Source organism: Azohydromonas lata (genome assembly GCF_034427735.1).
In the GTDB taxonomy this organism is placed as follows: Bacteria; Pseudomonadota; Gammaproteobacteria; order Burkholderiales; family Burkholderiaceae_C; genus Azohydromonas; species Azohydromonas lata.
Genome location: NZ_JAXOJX010000017.1, coordinates 85,285 through 105,539 on the forward strand (window position 1 = coordinate 85,285; position 20,255 = coordinate 105,539).

Below are 20,255 nucleotides of genomic sequence, written 5' to 3' on the forward strand. Positions count from 1 at the left end.
ACAGTGGCGTGCAGGGGAGCGCCGCAGCGGGCGCGCCGCAATGCGGAAGCGGAGGCGGACGGAGTGGCTGGGCCTAGGCGGCGTTCTCGATCTCTTCGATCAGCCGCGTCTCCACCAGCAGCGCGAGGCCGCGGAGGGTGGGCGCCTTGAAGAAGGCGGCCGGATGCAGCTCGACCTCGTATGCCTTGCGGGCGCGGGCGAGGATCTGGATGGCGAGCAGCGAATCGCCGCCGAGCTCGAACAGGTTGTCGTCGACGCCCACGGTGGCGATGCCGAGCATGTCCTGCCAGAGGTCGGCCAGCCCGCTTTCCAGGTCGCCCGCGGGCGCGACGTAGGCGCTCGACAGCGCGGGCCGCGGATGGTTGCGGCGCTTGCCCTGGACGGACGGGCCGCCGGTTTCGACCAGGGCCAGCATGCCGTTGTCGAGCTCGCCCAGGCGCTGCTCCAGGTCGGTGGTCGAGATCACGACCTGCGCGAACGCCGGCCCGTTGACGATGCGCTCCAGTGCGCGCGCGCCTTGCGGGCCGTCCATGCCTATGCCCTCGGGCAGCACCCGGCCGGCGGCCATGCCCAGATCGCGCCAGGCGTCCCAGTTGACCGACATGACGGGATACCGCGCGCTGCGTTGCCAGAGCGCGGCCACCACATCGAGATAGGCATTGGCAGCGGCGTAGTCGCTCATGCCCAGGCCGCCGGCCATGCTGGAGATGGACGAGCACAGCAGCACGAAATCGAGCGGCTCGTCGCGCAGCACGTCGAGCAGGACCCGCGTGCCTTGCAGCTTGGGCGCGAACACCGCGTCGACCATGGCGCGGGTGCGCTGACCGATCATGCCGCTGTGGGCGTGGCCGGCCGCATGGATCACGCCCTGCACCGCACCGAAGCGCGCACGCGCCTGCGCGGCCACGGCATGCATTTGCGCCGCATCGGCCACGTCGGCCGACAGCGCCAGCACCTCGCCGCCCAGGGTTTCGATTTCGAGCAACTGCTGCAGCTTGCGGCGCAGCGCCTGCGGCTGGTGCGCATCGGCGGCCAGGCGTTCCCAGTCGCTGCGTGCGGGCAGCGCCGAGCGGCCGAGCAGCACCAACCGGGCTTGCCACGCTTGGGCCAGATGGCGCGCGACCGCCAACCCCACGCCGCCGAGGCCGCCGGTGATGAGGTAGACGCCCTGCCGGCGAAGCCGCTGCCGCGCGCCGTTCGCCCCGGCACCGGATGCGGCCAGCGCTTCGTAGCCGCGCGTCCAGCGATGCGGGCCGCGGTAGGCGATGCGCATTTCGCCGCGGCCGCCAGGCATGCCCGCAGCCAGTTGCTCCAGCAACCACGACTGTGCATCATCACCGGCGGCGGGCAGCACCACGTCGGCCATGCGGCAATCGAGGTGCGGATATTCCTGGCCGATGACCTTGCACAGGCTGAACACCGTGGCCTTCTCGGGACACAGCGCCTCGGTGCCGCAAACGTCCTCCGCCTGGTTGACCACCACCTGCATCGGCAGCTTGCGCTCGCCGCCCAGCCCGGTGGCTTCCAGCGCCTGCGCCAGCGCCAGCAGGCTGAAGAAGCTGCGCTCCAGCACGGCGTCCCGGTCAGCCGGCAGCTCGGCATCGACGCCGCCGAGATGGTGGATGCCGGCAATGGGTCCGAAGTCGGCCTGCACCTGGCGCAGCACCGCTTCATGGTCGGCACGCGCCCCGGCCTGTACCGCGTAATGGCAAGGGCCGAGCTGCGCGAAGGCCTGGGCAAGATCGACGCGCACCACCGGATGGCGGGGCCACTGCCGCTGCAGGTGGTCGGCCAGCGCGATGGCGAAATCGTCCGCGTTGCCTATCACCAGCGTGCAGCCGCTTGCGGGCGCAATGGCCCCTACCGTCTCGACCGGACAGGCGCGCTTCCACACGGGCACGTAGAACGGGCCGTCCGCCCCGCCGGTGCCTGGCGCAGGCACGGCGTCCTTCCAATAGGACTGGCGCTGGAAGGGGTAGCTCGGCAGCGGCACGCGGCGCGCCTTGCGGCCGAGGTGGCAGGCGTCCCAGTCCACCGCCACGCCCGCGCACCACAGTGCGCCCAGCGTGGCGGCCATGTGGCGCTCGTTGTGCATGCGCTGCTGTGGATGCGCCTGGCTCGACAAGATGCCCACGGCGGATGCGGCCAGCGGGTGCTGGCGCGCCAGGCCGGCCAGCGTCTCGCCCGGCCCCACTTCGAGCAGCACGCGGCCCGCCGTGTCCAGCAGATGGGCGAGGCCGTCCGCAAAGCGCACCGTGCCGCGAAGGTGGCGGCCCCAGTAGGCCGGATCGGTGGCCTCCTGCGCGGTGATCGGCCGCCCGGTCACGTTGGAGATGAACGGCATCCGCGGCGCCTGGCGCGGCACGCTCGCCACCACCTTCTGCAGCTCGGCGACGATCTCGTCGGTCATGGCCGAGTGCGAAGCTATCGACACCAGCAGCCTGCGCGGCAGAAGCCCCTGGTCGCCCAGTTGCCGCTCGGCGGCCTCGATGGCGGCCGTCGGCCCAGCCAGCACGCACAGCCGCTCGCCGTTGACGGCGGCGATGTCGCAGCCCGTGGTGGCCAGCAGGGGCTGCAGCTCGGTTTCGGACAGCGTGACCGCGGTCATGGCGCCGGACTGCATCGATTGCATCAGGCGGCCACGCTCGGCCACGATGCGCAGCGCGTCCTCAAGACGGAATACGCCCGCGAGGCAGGCCGCGACGTACTCGCCCAGGCTGTGGCCCAGCATCATCGCGGGCCGGATGCCGCGCGACATCCACAGCCGCGCCATCGCGTATTCGACGATGAACAGCAGGGGCTGCGTGTACTCGATGCGCGCCAGCCGCGCGTCGGCCTCGGCCTCCCCTTGCGACGCGGGATACAGCAGCGCGCGCAGGTCCATGCCCATGGTGCCGGCCAGTGCCTCGCAGCAGCGGTCGACTTCCTCGCGGAAGACGGGATGGTCGCGGTACAGCGCCAGGCCCATGTTGGCGTGCTGCGTGCCGCCGCCCGGAAACAGGAAGGCGACCTCTGGTGCGCTGGCCGGCACGCGCAGCGCCGCGCCGAAGCCGCTGCCGTGCGCGCGCAGCGCCTGCACGGCCAGTGCCACGTCGTCGGCCACCACCACGCCGCGCACCGGAAACGCGCGCCGCCCGTTCTGCAGGGTCTGCGCGACGTCGGCCAGCGCGGCGTCGGTCCCGGCTTCGAGGTGATCGGCCAACTGCGCCGCGGCCTGCTGCAGCGCGCAGGCGTTCTGCGCCGAAAGGGGCAGCACCTGCCATCCCCTGCCGCCCTCGCCGCGGCGTGCCGCCGGCGCCTCTTCGAGCACGACGTGCACGTTGGTACCACCTATGCCGAACGAGCTCACGCCCGCACGGCGCGGCACCGCATCAGCGGGCCAGGGCTTGGACACGGTGTTGACGTAGAAGGGACTGCCCGCGAAATCGATCTGCGGGTTGGGCCGGCGGAAATGCAGGCTCGCGGGCAGCACGCGATGCTTGAGCGCCATGGCGGCCTTGATCAGGCCGGCCACGCCGGCCGCGGCATCGAGGTGGCCGACATTGGTCTTCACCGAGCCGACGGCGCAGTAGCCGCGTCGCGCGGTGTCGCCCCGGAAGGCCTGCGTCAGCGCGGCGATCTCGATCGGGTCGCCGAGCGTGGTGCCGGTGCCATGGGCCTCGACGTAGCCGATGGTGTCGGCCGAGATCCCCGCGACCTGCAGCGCGGCGCGGATCACTTCGGCCTGCCCGTCCACGCTGGGAGCGGTGAAACCGACCTTGGCCGCGCCGTCGTTGTTGGCCGCGCTGCCCTTGATCACGGCGTGCACCGTGTCGCCATCGCGCAGCGCCTCGTCGAGCCGCTTGAGCACCACCACGCCGGCACCGCTGCCGATCACCGTGCCGGTCGCATCGGCGTCGAACGCCCGGCAATGCCCGTCGGCCGACAGGATCGCTCCGGCCTGGTGGCGGTAGCCGCCGTCCTGCAGCAGGTTGAGCCACACACCGCCGGCCAGCGCCATGTCGCAATCGTGGGACAGCAAGGCCTGGCAGGCCGTGTGCACCGCGGTGAGCGACGTGGAGCAGGCCGTCTGCACGCTCACCGCGGGGCCGCGCAGGTTGAGCTTGTAGGCCACGCGGGTGCACAGCGAGCCGCCGGCGTTGCCGCTCATCAGGGCCAGCAGCTCGGCGATGCCGCTGTGGGCGCCGAGATCGAACGCCGGCAACAGGTGGCACAGCAGGTAGAGGTTGGCCCCCTCGCCGGCATAGACGCCTATCCTGCCCGGCCAGCGCGCGGGATCGCAGCCGGCATCCTCCAGCGACGCCCAGGCGCACTCAAGGAACACGCGCTGCTGCGGATCGAGCGTCTCGGCCTCGCGCGGCGTGTAGCCGAAGAAGGCGGCATCGAAGCCATCGACGCCCTGCAAGGGCGCGCCGGCCTTGACGTAGTCGGGATCGCCCAGCACCGCCGCCGGGACGCCCCGCGCCTGCAGCGCCGCGTCGTCGTAGTGCTGGATCGACTCGACGCCGTCGCGGATGTGGCGCCAGAAGGTATCGACGTCGTCGGCACCGGGAAAGCGGCCGGCCATGCCGACGATGGCGATTTCGAGGCCGGTGAAGGCGGGGTTCGTTTCGGCCATGGACATCAGTCAACCCTCTCTGCCGCCTTGCGGCGTTGGAGCATCGCGGTTCGTTTGCGCAGCGCCTGCGCATCGACGGCGGCTGTGCCGCCAGCGTCGGCCGGGCTGCCGCCCTGCTCTATCGCCTGCGCCAGCGATCCGACGGTGGGATGCTTGAAGAGCTGCAGCAGCGGCACCACGATCCGCAGCCGCTCTTCCAGCAGCCGGTGAACGCGGATCAGCAGCAGCGAGTGGCCGCCGAGATCGAAGAAGTTGTCGTGCAGGCCGACATCGGCCACTTGCAGCACCTCGGACCAAAGGGCCGCCAGCGCCTGCGCCACACCGCCCTGCGCCACCTCGTGGCGTTGCGCCCGCACAGGCGCCGCGGCCGCGGGCAGCGCCGCGCGGTCGACCTTGCCGTTGGCGCTGAGCGGCAGCGCATCGAGCACGACCACCGCGCGCGGCACCATGAAGTCGGGCAGCACCGGGCCCAGGCGCTCACGCAGCACGGCAGGGTCGGGCAAGTGGCCGGGGTGGGCCGCCACATAAGCCACCAGCGTGGGACCGCCGGGTCCGTCCTGCGCGACAACGACCGCTTCCCGGATCGCGGGCTGCGCCAGCAGCGCGGCCTCGATTTCGCCCAATTCGATACGCAGGCCGCGAAGCTTCACCTGGTGGTCGATACGACCCAGGTACTCGATCTGACCCTCGGTGTTCCACCGCACCAGATCGCCGGTGCGGTAGAGCCGCCCGCCCTGGCCGAAGGGATCGGCAATGAAACGTCCGGCCGTGAGGGCGGCCCGGCTCAAGTAGCCGCGGGCCAGGCTCACCCCGCCGAGATAAAGCTCGCCGGCGACGCCGCGTGGCACCTGGTTGAGCTCGGCATCGAGCACCCAGGCCTGGGTGTCGCTGATGGGGCGTCCGATGGGCACCAGGCTGTGGCCGTCGTCGCGGCAGGTCCACTGCGTGACGTGAATGGTGGTTTCGGTAGGACCGTACAGGTTCTGCAGCGACGCACCGCGCAGGCGCTGCAGCGCCTCGGCCTGCACCGGCGCCGGCATCGCCTCGCCGCCGCAAATCACGTAGCGCAGCCGCGTGCGGGTCTCTATGCCCGGATGGGCCAGGAAGGCCTGCAGCATCGACGGGACGAAGTTGAGCGTGGTGACCTGGTGCCGCTCGATCAGCTGCACCAGCCGCTGCGGGTCACGGTGGTCGCCCGGCTGCGCCACCAGCAGCCGCGCACCGGCAGTCAGCGGCCAGAACATCTCCCACACCGAGACGTCGAAGCCGAAAGGCGCTTTGTGCAGCACCGTGTCGTCCTGCGTCAGGCGGTAGGCCCGCTGCATCCAGGCCATGCAGCTGCGCAGGGCCTCATGCCGCACGGCCACGCCCTTGGGCAACCCAGTGGAGCCGGAGGTGTAGATCACGTAGGCGAGCTGGTCGCCGTGCAGCGGCACACCGGGATCGGAAGCGGGCCCGGCCTCCAGGTCGATCGCGTCGACCTCCAGCACGGCGAGCCCGTCACGCGCGGCGATGCAGCCGCGCGCAGGCCCGTGGGTGAGCAGCAGGCGGATGCCGCTGTCGTCCACCATGTGCGCCAGGCGAGCCGCCGGATACTCCGGGTCCAGCGGCAGGTAGGCGGCGCCGGCCTTGAGAATGGCCAGCACACTCACGACCAGCTCGACGCTGCGCACCATCGCCACGCCCACGCGATCCTCAGGGCGCACGCCGAGCGACAGGAGGCGATGCGCCAGCCGGTTGGCACGGCGGTCCAGTTGCGCGTAGCTCAGCACCTCGTCGCCGAACAACAGGGCCACGGCGTCGGGCCGCTGAAGGGCTTGCCGCGCGATGCCGTGGTGCACCGGCGCATCGCCGGGTTCGCGGTGGCCGTTGACGCTCCAGCGCAGCAGCTCGGCCCGCTCCGGTGCGCCAAGCAAGGCCACGTCGCCGACGGCACGGTTCGTGTCGGCTGCCATCGCTTCGAGAACCGCGAGGTAGTGGCCGGCAGTACGGGCCATCGTCTCGGCCTCGAAGAGCTCGGCCGCATAGACCAGGTCCAGCGCCAGCGGCGCGCCCACGCGCTCGCGGGCTTCGAGCACGATCTCGAACTGGGCCTCCGGGCCCGGCATGCCGACGTCGTCGACGTGCAGGCCGGCCACGCGCTCGAAAGCGCCGAAGTCCTGCACGAGGTGATTGAACACCGCCTGGAACATCGGACTGACGCTCAGGCTGCGGGCGGGCTGCAGCGCCTCGACGAGCTGGTCGAAAGGCAAGGCCTGATGCGCTTGGGCGCCGAACGCGGCCTGCGCGGCCCGGGCCAGCACCTGCGCCAGCGGCATGCGCCCGTCGATCACGTTGCGCAGCACCACCGTGTTGACGAAAAGGCCGACCACGCGCTGGTTTTCTGGCCGGTCACGATTGGCCACCGGCACCCCGATCCGGATGTCGCACTGCCCGGTGCCGCGGTGCAGCAGCACCTGGAATGCGGCCAGCAGCACGGCGAAGAGCGTCACTCCCTGCCGCCGGGCCTGCTGCCGCAGCCTAGCCTCCAGTCCGGCGGACACCTCCAGGCGATGACGCGCCGCCCGATAGCGCGCCACGGCCCGCCGCGGGTGATCCGTCGGCAGGTCCAGCACCGGCTGCGCCTCACCCGGCGCGGCGCCCAGTTGCTCGCGCCAGTAGGCCAACTGCTGCTCGCGCGCGTCCGTCTGCGGATGCTCGTGCTGCCACGCGGCACAGTCCGCGTACTGCAGCGTTAGCGGCAGCGTTGCCGCCTCGCCGGCCAGGGCGGCGGCATACAAAGCCGGCAGCTCGTCGACGATGACCTGCATCGAGGCGCCGTCGGCCACGATGTGATGCGTCACCAGCGCCAGGACGTGCACCTCGTCGGCCACGCGCACGAGGGTGGCCCGCACCGGCGGCCCGCGTGTCAGGTCGAAGGGCTGCGCCAGCAACGACCGCACGACCTCCATGGCCTGCGGTTCGCGCTCGCCGCCGGCCAGCTCGCGCAGGTCGACCCATTGCAGGTCGAGCGCGCCTTGCGGCAGCACGAGTTGCTCGACCTCGCCGTCGGGGCGCGCATGAAAGACCGTCCGCAACGACTCATGCCGCTGCGCCAGGCCTTGCACCGCAAGTTGCATGGCCGCCGCGTCAAGCGCCCCGGCCAGGCGCAAGGCGCCGTGCACGTGGTAGGCCGTGCCCTGCGGATCGAGCTGCCACAGGAACCATTGGCGCCGCTGTGCGGCCGACAGCGGCAACGGGCCGGCGCGGCGCCCGGCCGGCAGCACGGCAATGGTGGGCACCAAGGGCCGTGCACCCAGGGCCACGCCGCGCCGGATCACCTCCGCCTGCTCTTGCAGCCGCGGATGGTCGAACACCATGCGCACGGGAAACTCGATGGACCAGCGCTGCGACACGTGCGCGGCCAGCTGGACGGCGGCCAGCGAATTGCCGCCCGCTGCGAAGAAGTGGGCATCGCCGGCGTAGGGACGCGCTGCGCCAGGGCTCAGCCCCTCGCACCACAGCGCGGCCAGGGCCTGTGCAGTGTCATCCTGCACGGCATCCATCACGGCCTGCGTTGCGCCGCCGCTCACGAAGCGGCCGTTCTCGAAGATCGCATAGGCGTCCAGCGAGCGCCTGGCCCAGCCCTGGCGGCAGGCCGCGCGCTGCAGCTTGCCGCTCGAAGTCTTGGGCAGCGCCCCCGGATTCAGCAGCAGCACCGCGCGAGGAGCTTCGCCACACTGCGCGCTCACCGCCGCGCTGATCGCATCGACCAAGGCCTGGGGCACGACGAGCTTCTGCAGCCCGCGGGAAATCTCGGCGGCCACGCCTATGCCCTCGCCACCGTCGCCCGCCACCGAGAAGGCCGTGACCCGCCCCTTGCGCACCGCCTCGACCTCGTCCTCGACGACGCGCTCGATGTCCTGCGGGTACAGGTTGTGCCCGCGCACGATGATCATGTCCTTGAGCCGGCCGGTCACGAAGAGCTGGCCGCCGTGCACGAAGCCGAGGTCGCCGGTGCGCAGCCAACGCTGTGCGTCGCGCTCGACGAAGGTCTGTGCCGTCTGCTCCGGCTGGTTCCAGTAGCCGGCCGCCATGCTGGGGCCGGCCGCCCAGATCTCGCCGATGGCCTGCGGCGTGGCGGGCACACCGGTTTCGGGATCGGCGATACGCACGTCGTGCCCCGAGGGCACGCGGCCACAACCGACCAGCGCAGCGCCTTCGGCGGCGCAGGCCACTTGCCGTGCGGCCAGCGCGTCGCCATCGAAGCGGCTCACCACCATGCCGCTGCCGCGGCGCCCGCCGGTGACGAACAGCGTGGCTTCCGCCAAGCCGTAGCAGGGGTAGACCGCGGCGGCGTCGAACCCGACGCTGGCATAGCGCGCGATGAACGCGTCCATCGTGTCGTGCCGCACCGGCTCGGCGCCGGTGTAGGCCACGCGCCAGCTCGACAGGTCCAGCCCTTCGAGCTGCGCGTCCTTCACGCGGTCCACGCACAGCCGGTAGGCAAAGTCCGGCCCGCCGCTGATGGTGACGCGGTAGCGCGAGATCATCTCCAGCCAGCGCACCGGGCGTTCGAGGAAGTAGCGTGGCGAAGCCAGCACGCACGGAATACCGCTGTAGAAGGGCTGCAGCAGGCCGCCGATCAGGCCCATGTCGTGGAACAGCGGCGACCACACGCCGAACCTGTCCGCCGACCCGATGCCCAGCCCTTCGTGAATGGCCCGCTCGTTGGCCATCAGGTTGCCGTGCGTCACCATCACGCCCTTGGGGGCCGAGGTGGAACCGGAGGTGTACTGCAGGAAGGCCACGTCCGACGCTGCGGGCTCGTGCGCGTGCCAGCCGGCCGCAGCAAGCGGATCGACGTCGTCCACGGCGATGACCAAGGCATTCCCGAACTGGCGCGCGGCTTCACCAACCAGGGCCTGCGGCGAACGGGCCGTGAGAACGCCCCGCGCCTGCGCGTCGGCGGCGATGCCGGCCAGCCGTGCCAAGTGCTGCGGCCGGGCCGACTCCGGCGGGAACACCGGTACCGCGACCACGCCGGCATGGAAGCAGGCAAACATGCTGACCGCGTAGTGCTCGTCGTTGTCGAGCAGGATTAGCACGCGGGCGCCCTTCTCGAACCGCTGCTGCAGCACGGCCGCCAACGCCCGCACCCGCAGGCCGAAGTCGCGATAGCACAGCACCGTTTCGACGGATTCGCCTCCTTGATCAGCCACGACGATCAGCGCCGTGTCGTCGGGGCAGGTGGCCATCAGGTCCCCGAGCCGCTCGACAAAGTGGCTGGGGTGAACAAAGGAGGGTTGGCTGGAGGTGGTGTGTGTTGTCATCGGATTTCCTGGCTGGCCGGGCTATGCCGGCATGCGCCACACAAGGCAGGCCATCGGTTCACTCGTGGCGGGGCTTCATGCCGTCCCGCCGAGCACGACCCCATCGGCGGGCGCCAGTGGCGCCGCCAGGGCCAGCTCGAACAGGAACACGGTGATGCCGGCCGGCAACGTGTCAGGCAGCCACTGCAATGGCATGCCCTGCCCCCGACAGCTGCCGCGTCAGCTCGCGCACCACGACGGCCAGCACCTGCTGCTCGTGCTGGCGAATGAAGAAGTGGCCGCCATCGAACCAGTCGAGCGTGAATGCGCCGTCCGTCTCATGCCGCCAGGCCTCCATGCGTTCGGCCGCGATATCGTCATGCCGCCCGGCCAGCACATGCAGGGACAGCGGCAAGGGCGCGTTCGCCCCATACGCAAAGCTTTCGCACACGCGATAGTCCGCTCCCAGCGTGTCCAGCGTGAGGCGCAGCAGTTCGTTGCTGTTGAACACTTCCTCGGGCGTGCCGCCCTGCTTGCGCAGATCGGCGATCAGCGCGGCGTCGTTGTCTTTTCCGACGAAGCGATCCGGATCACGGCGCGACGGCGCCGAACTGGCCGATACGAACATGGCCTGCGGCAAAGGCCGGGACAGCGCGCGCTGTCGCTGCGCGATCCCATAGGCCAACAGGCCTCCCATACTGTGGCCGAACAGGACATAGCGGCCTTGCAGGGCCTGCGCCTGCTCGTCGCAGAGTTGATCGACCAGCCTGGAGAAGTTTTCGGCATGGGGCTCACCCATGCGCCCGCCGCGCCCGGGCAGCTCCACGGGCACCAGGCGGATCCACTGCGGCAGCAGGCGTCGCCAGCGCAGGTACATCGTGGCGCTCGCACCCGCGCAGGGCAGCATCAGCAGGTCGAAAAGCGGCAGCCGCATGGGTCGAATCACTGGGCAGCGACAGCCGAATGGTTGGCAGCAAGCGGCTGCGCGGCCTCAGCGGCCTGCGCATCCATCCACTTGCGCAGCGTCAGCGGGCGCATGTCGGTCCACGCCTTCTCGACGTATTCGAGCACCGTCTTCTTGTCGCCCTTCACGCCATCGACGGCACGCCAGCCACTCGGTACGGCCTTCCAGTGCGGCCAGATGGAGTACTGCTCTTCGTCGTTGACGAGAACGATGAAGGTCTCGTCTTCGCGATCAAAACAACTGGTGGACATGCGGCTTCCTCGTGCGGTTGGGTGGAACGAAGGACACGCCACGCGGAGCCCGCTGGGCTCGTGACGCGCCTTCTGCTCCCATTGACGAGTCAGCCCGCGATTTGTTTAGGGCCGTCGGGCCTGCAAAAGGCAGCATTCAAGCTGGCGGGCGGCGTTGCGCACCTGAAGATGCCGGAGAGGCTGAATTCGTTGCTCGCGTGACGGAAGAAGCCGGGGCCACCGGCGCTTGTGCTTGATGCCCGGCTGGACAGTCCGCAACCGCCATGGCGCCAGAGAAGCCTGGCATCCGAGGCCAGTGGTTGCGCCATGGAGTCGGCCACTGCCTTGCAGGCGTGCCTTTGCGCGTGATGGCACATCAGCATTGGCTGCGCGTGCCAGGTGAAAGCGTTCCGTATGGGCCAGGGCAATTCGGCGCGCTTGTCCTGGCCCCGTTGCGCGCCCTGTGAGGCCACGAGGATCGCCCGCGTCGTCCAGCGTTCCTCAGTGCAGCAAAGCCGCGTTGGCCTGGCGCATCGGAGGCGCGACAACTTGCCGTGCTCATGGCGCACGCCTGCCTTGATGGCGGCATGCGAGCCCTTCTCGGCGGACAACGGTGGCGGTGTGCCCTGGCTCACAAGCCAGCGTCACCAAAACATCAAAAAAGTTCTCATCAATCGAAATGTTGATGATAATCATTCGTATTCAAGAAGCACGCTTGGACTTTTCTGATCCGGCAAACATCTGGAGGCCCTGTGGCATGTCCGTCGAACAACGATGTCAGACGCTTGTGGAGGTGTTCATCGCCCACCGTACGCAGCTTCGCAGTCTTGCCAGGAAGGTGGTAGGGACGGCAGACCTTGCGGACGAAGTCGTGCAGGATGCCTACGTGCGGCTGGCTGAACGCGAGAGCGTGAAAACTGACGTGGAACGCCCGTTCTGCTACTGCTGCCAGGTGGTGCGCAACGTCGCGCTGGACCACTGCCGCCGCAGGAGTCTGGAAGCCAAGCTCCAGGTCCAGACCGAAGATGGGCAAATACCTGAAATACCCATCAATTGCGTCATGGGCGAACGCGTCGACGGCTGGCGCCTGATACAGGCCATCGATCAGGTACTCAACACTTTGCCGCCTCGCACCCGTCAAGCCTTCGAGCTTTTCAGGCTGGGGGAACTGACGCAAAGGGAAATCGCCGCGCGCCTAGGTTGTTCTGCGACATTGGTCAACTTCATGGTGCGCGATGCCCGACAGGCCCTTGAGTCGTTGAAGGGGCACCGAGAGATCTTCGCGGCTCGATCTATGAGTAAACCTGCATGTACGCAAACCTGCTCAATTTATCCCAGATAAGCATTCATAATCTTTTATAAAAAAAATAACCGCAAGTTGGCTTCGCCACGGCAGCTGGCTGCTAATCTAAAGCTCGACAAGCACTTAGGGCGGCGAACGATTCATAGCCAAGCTGGCCGACCCGAGGCTCACGGGTCCAAGGAGATTGCTGCTACTCAGAGAGCGATCACTTGGAAGTCATTGCACAGCCGCTCCAGCAATGCCCCCTCGAGCTTGGCGGCGCCGGCTTTCACCACCCCGGCGCGCTCGAAGACGGCGTAGCGGTAGGCCGTGTTGTTCTGGTGGGAGACATACCGAATGCCGTCCCAGCTTGGGCTGGCATCGTGGATGGCACGCGCCCAATGCTGCGACAAGGTGTAGTCGCCACCGCTGCACAGGTCGTTGTTGAGGCCCAGGGCCTTGAGAGCCGTGCCAGTTAGATCGGCCATCAGCAGTTGCGGGCGCGCAGGCCGCTGCAGCGACACCATCCACCGGCCGGTCAGCTCCGCCGTGGCCACCAGCCACGCACCATGGCGCCAGGCCGACGACTCGTGGATCACGGTTTCGGCAAAGGCCGTGGCGACCTGGTCAGCGGCATAGCAGACACCGAACTGCTGCAGCGGTTCATCAAAGCGCCCAGCAGCCGCCCTACCCCACCACGGCTCGGTGGCCGGGTACCGCGACAGGCGCACCAGGCGATCAACGGGAACTTCGACGGGCTGCAGCAGGTGCTCGAAGGTGCCGGGCTCAGGTGCGCGCATCGTTCCCGGAATCGGCATCAGGATGCGTGCGCTCGCGAGCCCAGGCCTGTGCCAGCTGCACCGCGCGTGCGAGTTGCCCGGCCTGTATCGCCACCACGGGCGTCCTGCCCTGCAGTCCGCCATGCGCGTGTAGCCAGAACATAAGCTTTTCACTGGGCGACAGCATGCCCAGCGCGCAGCAGACCTGGGCAGCCTGCTCACGCGTGATGTCGCGCAGTTCGGCCAGGTAATACCGTCGTCCCGCAATCTTCAGCGAGAACAGTTCGCCGCGCTCTACGGCTTGGTCCAGCGCCTGGCGCGTGATGCCCCAGCTGGAGCCCAGCGCCGCAGTAGGTACAGGGTGCCATCCTGGACCCACCCCTTCAGCAGCTTCTCGCCACGGGCCACGGCGCCCGTTACGCCACCCGATGCCTGTGGACTGGCGGCAGCTGGCGATGTTGGACTCCGAGCGCGATCATGATCATGTGCAGGTCTTTCATTAGCAGCCTCGGCCAACGCTGCCTCAACCTCGCTGACGTCGGTTTCCAGCACGCGAATCAGCGCCTTGGCCTGGGCAAGTTCCTTGCGCATGCGCACGAGCCTTTGCTGCAACTGCTCCACGGGCAGAACTGCAGACAAGGTGACCAAGCGGCTGTTGGGGGATTGAACTCTGGCGGGCATGACCGCAGTAGATGTCTTACGCAAGCAGAGCAAGCAAAGCAAGAAGTGATGCCGGTTAGTACAAAGCGCTTTCAACGCTACCTGTGGTGTGTGCGATTACTGGGAAACGCTGTTGGCGTAGACAAAAAACAGCAATCGAAGGCGTGTTTTCCTCCGTCGATTTCTTGCTTTGGCGGCTCAAAGATAACTTCTCTCGGAGGCACAAGGAGTGCATGGAGTGTGTGCCCCAGCGTGATGCCGCCCTGCCCTGCCCGCCTAACCGTCTACCACTCCTGCAACTAAGTCTTGGCCAGCCAGACGGCCTGCCGCGCGACGGATGGCATCGTGAATCCACGCAGGCTCCGCCGCCAAGCCACGTGAGCAGCAAGCGCGACGAGGTGCCAAGGCAAGCGTTGAGCCCGCCAGCCAGCAACGTGGCCTTGTAAGCCGTGTCCAACGCCAGCCGTACCAACGGCTTCCAGGCTCAAACCAGTCAGCATCGAAAATCAGGATGGACAGCTGCACTCCCCAGCCGGCCCAGCCGTGCAACCCCTTGCACGGCATCACGCCGAAGATGATCGTCACGGCCCTGGCCGACCACTACAAATGGGCGGGATCGGCCGAGCGCTGCTTCAGCAGCCAGCCCAGCGTGGCGTCGAGCCTGAAATTCCTACGCAAGACGCCCTGGGCGCGGGACAAGGCCGAAAGCCTTTATCTCTTCATGCTGTGCGAGCAGCGGCGCGACGATCGGCGCTGATGCGCTACGCCGCCGCGAAAGGGAGCCTGCATTGAACGACACGTACGACCTGATCGTGATTGGCGCCAGCTCCGGCGGTGTAGCGGCTTCGCGCCGTTCCATGGCGCGCGCGTGCTCGTCGCCGAGACCCCAACCGCGTGGGCGGCCCAACACCGCTGGCCTGGGCTTGTCGAAAGCGAGCGTGCAACTCTCCGCACACGGTGCCATTGCCGTGGACCTGGGCAGCGGCACCACGGCCCAGGGCATTTGGGCGATGGCGACGTCACCGACCGCGTCGACCTCACCCGGTGGCCATTACTGCAGGCCGGCCCTTCACCGATAGCAAGTTCGGTTGCTATCCCGTGCGCGTGGACCACCGCACGGCAGCCAGCGCGGTGTTCACCAAGACTCCCATAGCTACGTCGGGCCTGACGGAAACCGATGCGGCCCGGCAGGGTTCAGCGGACGTGTGCGAGTCCGACTTCAGACCAATAAACACTGTCTTCATGGGCACCCAGGCTCGCAGTTGCCTGAAGCTCGTCGTGGACGGCCTGAGCGACGCGGAGCTGGGCATACACAGTCGGCACCGACGCGCCGGGGATTGTGCAGACCCTGGCCGTGGCCATAACCTGTGGCGCCACCAAGCGCTACTTCGACCGTGTGCTGGCTGTGCATCCAACGGCCACAAAGTAGCTTGGGCTAATACGCGAGCCGACACACCGCTGCGGTAGGCCCCCATAGGGGGGCTCCCATGGTCTTGCACTGCTGTTTTTCTGCGCGGCCTCTTCGAGCGAACTCAAACGCAAACTACCCGGATCGCGCCACCGTGTGGCGTCATGTACCTCGGCTACTCAATGCGGCCGAGGGTGAGGACAACCCGGCCGTAACTTGCAGCCGGATCGACTTTCCAAACTTGGACCGGGTATCAAACAGCCTCCAACGCCTTGCTGCAGACAATCTTCAGGTTGCGATTCCGCATGGCTGCAAGAAGACCGCCTGACCGACGGCCCTACGCTGTATTGCAATAGCTATTCGGCCGGCAGACGACACTTCACTTTGCCAGGACGGCGCAAGACCGTCTTGCACCGTTGCTGCACTTCTACGCGTCGTGGATGTTGATACCCATGTCCGCTTTCACAAGCGGCTCCGCTGCTGTAGAAAAAGATTAACCCACGAATCTCAGCAGCATTTCCTCGAACGCTTCCCACCGTTCGGAGGGCAACAGCGAGGGGTCCAGTTCGACTACGACCCGCTTGCCATCATTGCGAATTACCGCATGCCGCCCGTCACCTAATGTGAGCTGCCGTTCTTGGGTGAAAGACCGTCTTGCACCCCGCCTGTCCTGTACACCAGTGAGTGCCTTAAACACTGCAGCAGCCGGCAGACGTTCGGCTCGCAGCTCGTGGGCCCTGGCCTTTACGCCCACGGCATCACGCTGGCATGCGTCGGCTAAGGCCTTCGCCCAACGGAACTGGATTTCGTTAGGCGAAGGAAACGCGTCGAGCACAGGCTGGGGCAGCTCCGCTATCCGGATGGCCTCGCTCACATCCGTAGAGCCACGGCCAATGTCCGCAGCCAACGCCCGCATCGAGGGAAACAAGCCTTCGTCGAGTGCGCGACGGTACATCTTGCCCTGTTCGAACGGTGAGAGATTCTTGCGGTTGCGGTTCTCGCGCTCCATGTGCGCGAAGAGCTCCCGGTCGTCCAACGGCTTGATGACCGAGAGCACCGGCAGTCCAAGATCCAGGCAAGCGCGGTGGCGACGGTGGCCAAAAACCAGCTCGAAACGATTGCCCTCGCCTTCAATGGGCCGAACCATGATCGGCTGCACATTCCCGCCCGCGTCTTGGATTTCAGCCTTGAGAGCCAGGAACTCCTGATCTGAGAAGGACGCATCTGCCCGGTTGGCCCAGCGGCTTGGCACGATCTGCGCAGCGTCAAGCAGCTGAGCGCCGCGGTCGCTCTCCAGCTCCTGAGTGCGAGCTTTAAGACCATCCACCTCGCGCTGCAACTCCTCGGTCTTACCTCGCAACGCGTTAGTGTTGAAGATGGCCGCCGTGGTGTAGCCCACCCCCGTCTTGGCTGCAGGTTGAGGCGCCGGCGAGGGAACTGCATCGGGCGTTCTTGGCCTCGCTGGCGGAATGACGAACTCGATGTTGTCGCCGACCTTCTCACGCTTCTTAGTGCTCATTGCGCGCTCCCCAGCCGCTCGGTCTGGTTGGACCAGAACATCTGGGCCTGATCCTCTATGAGGTCCACCAGGCGGTCGAAAGCGTCGGTAGCGCGTTTGAGCGTGCGCGCCGAAGGCGCATTCTTGAGCTGGTCATAGACCGTGCCGAATTCGGCCGATCCCGCAATGGCTGCAGCGGTCTTGGGGATTTCAATCTGCAGGAGCTTGTCGGCATACGCCGCGCTGAGCCACTTCTTGACCAAGATGGCGCTGGCGTCGGTGGTCTCGACCTTGGTCAGCAATACGTCTACGAAGGCGAAGCGTTTGGAGCCGCCGCGGGCGCGCACCAGCGTACTGGTGAGGTCGCTGAAGAGATTCCAAAACTGCGCCGAGCTGGCAAAGTCCAGCGCAGATGGCGGCAGGGGCATCACGATGCCGTCGGCAGCCATGAGAGCGTTGATCGTGACGTAGGACAGCGAGGGCGGTGTATCGATGACGATGAAGTCGTAAGCATCTCGCGCGTTGTCCAGGGCCAGGTCCATCACGCGCCAGAACTCGAAGGCTTGGTCGTTCATCTGCCGCGCCGGCAGCGCGAACTCCGCGCCGAAAAGCACAGGCGCCGCGGCGATCAGGTGGATACCGTCCCAGTAAGTCGGCCGGATCGCATATCCCACGTCATCCTGGTCGCCGTTGAAAAGCGGCAGCAGCGTGTCCTCAGGTGCCACCTCGGAGTCGGGCAGGATGCCAAAGAGAGTCGTCAGGCTGCCTTGGGGATCACAGTCGATCAGCAGCACCCGGTGGCCCGCGAGCGTAAGACCTTGAGCCAGTGTGGCGGCAGTGGTTGTTTTACTAACGCCGCCTTTGAAATTGCCGATGCACAGCGTGCAGGCCGTGGCCATCTGCGGGCGCATGTCACCCGCACGAGTGGCACGCACCCACTCGCGGGCTTCAGCTAGTGAAAACTCTCGCCGAGCCCCGCTGGGCGACAAGGTTCCTCCAGGCAGATCGCCTTTCTTGATCCTGGCATCGAAACGGTTGCGGCCAAGTCCAGTCAGTTCAGCAAGCTGCGATGCAGTGAACCGAGGCGCTTCCTTACGGGAGGTAGGCGACAGCATCGTGCTGCGTACCTGCGACAAGACGGCTTGCACACGCTCTGCTTGAGCGTCGATATCTTCTAGGCTGAGCCCGGGTTGCTCAAGCAGCGTAGCGTCCAAGCTGGACCTCCTCGGGAATTAGTGATGGTTCCGACGATTGTAGGCGCTGACGTGAATTTTCAGGACTTGCTTTGATTTCTACGTCTGTAAACCGCTGATCGGCCTGCGGCCGATGAATTTGGTATTGAAAAGTGAACCTTTCACGCTTTCTCTTTAGCACTGTTTAAGACTGATTCAATATCTTTAGGCCTGTGTATAAGTTGATTTTTTCCATTCACGACAACAACTTAGTTTCCATGACCGTCCGCAGTATTGACCGAAACCGTCCGCACAAATGACTCATGGCGTCCGAACTATTGACTTATCCCGTCCGTACTTGCGACTGCCACCATGCAGTTCCACAAAGGCCGCTGTGGACAAGTAATCCCGTGTTGCAAGCGCAGTTGCGGCTTCTGTCGCAAGCGTATCGGTCGGCCGGTGACTCTTGGACAAGCCAGTGGCGTCCGCACTTTTGACTATTGCGATTACGGACAATGTGGAAACGCTCAATGCCGTCCATTGTCCGGATGGGTCTGGACAGAAACATATACTGCGCGCCATGGACGAGCCGTTGCAGTTGCCCGAGGTACCGCAGGAGCGTGGAGACATCTACCGCAAACCTGTGGCGACGCTGGCCATGGTTCCCATCAACGGCCGGCTCACGGCTGGAGGACGCAAGCTCTACAACGTGATGGGCCGCGTGGCCCAGCGGCAGGGCGATGTGGGCAAGCGCGGTTATCAAGCCAAGCTCAAGGCGCTGCTGCGCGTGCTGGACAAGAGCAGTAACGAGGCCGGCATCATGCGCCGCTACCTCACCGAGATGATGTCCACGCGCTGTGAATGGCGCCCGCTCAAGCCAGGTGAAGGATTGCCGGGCGAAGATCCCAAGGACGCTTCGCTCAGCGAGGTCCGAATCTTCCCGCTGCTCGCCGAGGTCAGGTGCTACCAGCGGGGACGCGAGAACTGGGTGACGTGGTTCTACCCGCCCACGATCGAGGAGCAGATCCTCAACCCGCGGCTGTACGCGCAGATCAACCTCACCACCATGGCCCGGCTGGGCACGCATGCGGCCGTGGCCCTATACGAGCTTTGTGCCCGCTACCAGGGGTCAGGGCGCACGCCACGCAAGCCATGGAGTTGGTGGGTGCCGGTGCTGCGCGGGCACGAAGTGACGGGAGACCGCGAGTACCGCAAGTTCAAGAGCGAACTGCTGAAGCCGGCGCTTGCCCAGATCAACGAGCACACCGAGATCGAGATCGACCTTATCGAGCACCGGGAGGGTGGGGCGGTCGTGGACCTGCAGTTCACTGTCAAACCCAAGCCCGACTTCAAGCTGGATCAGGGCGAGGTCGAACCTGTGGATCTGACGCCCGTAGAACAGGCCCTGGCGCTGGGTATCCGCGAACTGGACTACGACGCGCTGGTGGATCGCTATGGCGAGGCGCCAGTGCTGCGCTCGCTGGATGTGGTGGCCAGGCAACTGCGCCAGGAACCTGGCTCCAATGCGGTGGCGCACTTGAAGTGGGTTTTGGAGGGTGTGGCAGGGGAGGGTGCCCGCAAGGCAGCCAAGAAGCGGGTATCAGCGCCAACCCCAGAACCTGCGGCGCCCGTACCTGTGCCAGCTGTGCCCGTGCCCGATCCGGCTCAGGAGTTGGAGCGTGAGCAACTGCGCATCGATTTCGAGGCGTTGCCCCCCGATCTGCAGCGCCAGTGGCTGCAGCGGCTGCGGGACGACGTGGTCGCCAATGGCGTGGCCACGCCCGCGCTGCTGCGCCGCATCGCGGACGGAGACTGGAAGTCTCCCGTGGTGTTGGCCAGACTGGAAAAGTTCTACGCCGTGTATCGCTGACCGGGCGCGGGGCTGACAAGGCTGGCTGACTTGTGTGCGGCGACCTGTAGTCGTCAGCTGCCGTTGGCCTGTTTGGGGTAAGCCTGGTTCAGGTGCAAATGCAACCGATTCACCTGCCGTGCGGGCAAGGTCAAGCCTTTGGCCGGGACGACAAGAAAGCTTCCCGGTACGCCGATGGCGAAAAACTCCACGTCCTCGAATGGTGGGCGCAAGGTCTCTCCCAGCATGACCTCGCACGGCACCTTCAAGTCGCCCAACATCAATACTGCAGGTTCCATACCATGAGCCAGGCAAGGCTCCAGCGCGTGCAGCAGCGTTTCCCCAAAGTGCTCCGCAATTCGGCTGATCTCGTCGAGCGTCATGGGCACAAGCCCGCGCAGCTTTCGGTTGCCATGGGAACGGCTCAGACCAAGGACGGGGGTCACTCTCCAGCCTGCTTGCGCCTTGGAATGCCGTGGCGGTCCATTAACTCCTGAAGGCATT

12 protein-coding genes and 1 pseudogene are annotated in these 20,255 nt (G+C 66.7%); 4 read left to right on the plus strand and 9 right to left on the minus strand.

Going from position 1 to position 20,255, the window contains the following annotated elements:
* Window positions 1-73 precede the first annotated feature (73 nt).
* The 4 genes from SM757_RS12390 to SM757_RS12405 all read right to left on the minus strand — a co-directional run bounded on the left by SM757_RS12390 (window position 74) and on the right by SM757_RS12405 (window position 11,124).
* On the minus strand, window positions 74-4,624 hold the full coding sequence (locus SM757_RS12390) for a type I polyketide synthase (RefSeq protein ID WP_407655752.1): 4,551 nt from the start codon (window positions 4,622-4,624) through the stop codon (window positions 74-76).
* Window positions 4,624-9,930, minus strand: a complete 5,307-nt coding sequence (locus SM757_RS12395; RefSeq protein ID WP_322465692.1) for a non-ribosomal peptide synthetase — start codon at window positions 9,928-9,930, stop codon at window positions 4,624-4,626. Before SM757_RS12395 ends, SM757_RS12390 begins: the two co-directional genes overlap by 1 nt.
* A gap of 172 nt (window positions 9,931-10,102) precedes the next feature.
* The gene (locus tag SM757_RS12400) at window positions 10,103-10,843 is read right to left on the minus strand and encodes a thioesterase II family protein (protein ID WP_322465693.1); all 741 of its coding nucleotides are present in this window, start codon (window positions 10,841-10,843) and stop codon (window positions 10,103-10,105) included.
* 8 nt (window positions 10,844-10,851) lie between these two features.
* Window positions 10,852-11,124, minus strand: coding sequence for an MbtH family protein (locus SM757_RS12405; RefSeq protein WP_322465694.1), 273 nt, complete (start codon window positions 11,122-11,124; stop codon window positions 10,852-10,854).
* 736 nt (window positions 11,125-11,860) lie between these two features.
* Here SM757_RS12405 and SM757_RS12410 point away from each other — a divergent pair.
* Complete coding sequence (locus SM757_RS12410; protein ID WP_322465695.1) at window positions 11,861-12,445, plus strand: sigma-70 family RNA polymerase sigma factor; 585 nt, start codon at window positions 11,861-11,863, stop codon at window positions 12,443-12,445.
* A gap of 155 nt (window positions 12,446-12,600) precedes the next feature.
* Here SM757_RS12410 and SM757_RS12415 read toward each other — a convergent pair whose 3' ends face one another.
* Both SM757_RS12415 and SM757_RS12420 read right to left on the minus strand, forming a co-directional pair.
* Window positions 12,601-13,185, minus strand: a complete 585-nt coding sequence (locus SM757_RS12415) for an RES family NAD+ phosphorylase (protein WP_322465696.1) — start codon at window positions 13,183-13,185, stop codon at window positions 12,601-12,603.
* Window positions 13,172-13,543, minus strand: a complete 372-nt coding sequence (locus tag SM757_RS12420) for a hypothetical protein (RefSeq protein WP_322465697.1) — start codon at window positions 13,541-13,543, stop codon at window positions 13,172-13,174. Before SM757_RS12420 ends, SM757_RS12415 begins: the two co-directional genes overlap by 14 nt.
* Before the next feature lie 792 nt (window positions 13,544-14,335).
* Here SM757_RS12420 and SM757_RS12425 point away from each other — a divergent pair.
* The gene (locus SM757_RS12425) at window positions 14,336-14,581 is read left to right on the plus strand and encodes a VF530 family protein (RefSeq protein WP_066341977.1); all 246 of its coding nucleotides are present in this window, start codon (window positions 14,336-14,338) and stop codon (window positions 14,579-14,581) included.
* Between the two features lie 374 nt (window positions 14,582-14,955).
* Window positions 14,956-15,253: pseudogene (locus tag SM757_RS12430) on the plus strand (hypothetical protein).
* A 472-nt stretch (window positions 15,254-15,725) separates the two neighbouring features.
* On the opposite strand, the gene SM757_RS12435 reads toward SM757_RS12430, so the two are convergent.
* Both SM757_RS12435 and SM757_RS12440 read right to left on the minus strand, forming a co-directional pair.
* On the minus strand, window positions 15,726-16,751 hold the full coding sequence (locus SM757_RS12435; protein ID WP_322465698.1) for a ParB/RepB/Spo0J family partition protein: 1,026 nt from the start codon (window positions 16,749-16,751) through the stop codon (window positions 15,726-15,728).
* Window positions 16,748-17,944 (minus strand): AAA family ATPase, encoded by a 1,197-nt coding sequence (locus SM757_RS12440; RefSeq protein WP_322465699.1) that lies wholly within the window; start codon window positions 17,942-17,944, stop codon window positions 16,748-16,750. Before SM757_RS12440 ends, SM757_RS12435 begins: the two co-directional genes overlap by 4 nt.
* Window positions 17,945-18,482: 538 nt before the next feature.
* Here SM757_RS12440 and SM757_RS12445 point away from each other — a divergent pair.
* Window positions 18,483-19,772 carry a replication initiation protein gene (locus tag SM757_RS12445; protein WP_322465700.1) on the plus strand — a complete coding sequence of 430 codons (1,290 nt, stop codon included), beginning with the start codon at window positions 18,483-18,485 and terminating at the stop codon, window positions 19,770-19,772.
* Window positions 19,773-19,825: 53 nt separating this feature from the next.
* Here the strand turns inward: SM757_RS12445 and SM757_RS12450 are convergent.
* Window positions 19,826-20,255: helix-turn-helix domain-containing protein (locus SM757_RS12450; protein WP_322465701.1), on the minus strand; the 430-nt coding region annotated here is incomplete at its 5' end.

Excerpts from the sequence above, each read along its gene's own strand:
- SM757_RS12390 (WP_407655752.1), bottom strand. The coding sequence starts at position 4,624 with ATGTCCATGGCCGAAACGAACCCCGCCTTCACCGGCCTCGAAATCGCC.
- SM757_RS12395 (WP_322465692.1), bottom strand. The coding sequence starts at position 9,930 with ATGACAACACACACCACCTCCAGCCAACCCTCCTTTGTTCACCCCAGC.
- SM757_RS12400 (WP_322465693.1), bottom strand. The coding sequence starts at position 10,843 with ATGCGGCTGCCGCTTTTCGACCTGCTGATGCTGCCCTGCGCGGGTGCG.
- SM757_RS12405 (WP_322465694.1), bottom strand. The coding sequence starts at position 11,124 with ATGTCCACCAGTTGTTTTGATCGCGAAGACGAGACCTTCATCGTTCTC.
- SM757_RS12410 (WP_322465695.1), top strand. The coding sequence starts at position 11,861 with ATGTCCGTCGAACAACGATGTCAGACGCTTGTGGAGGTGTTCATCGCC.
- SM757_RS12415 (WP_322465696.1), bottom strand. The coding sequence starts at position 13,185 with ATGCGCGCACCTGAGCCCGGCACCTTCGAGCACCTGCTGCAGCCCGTC.
- SM757_RS12425 (WP_066341977.1), top strand. The coding sequence starts at position 14,336 with ATGGACAGCTGCACTCCCCAGCCGGCCCAGCCGTGCAACCCCTTGCAC.
- SM757_RS12435 (WP_322465698.1), bottom strand. The coding sequence starts at position 16,751 with ATGAGCACTAAGAAGCGTGAGAAGGTCGGCGACAACATCGAGTTCGTC.
- SM757_RS12445 (WP_322465700.1), top strand. The coding sequence starts at position 18,483 with ATGGACGAGCCGTTGCAGTTGCCCGAGGTACCGCAGGAGCGTGGAGAC.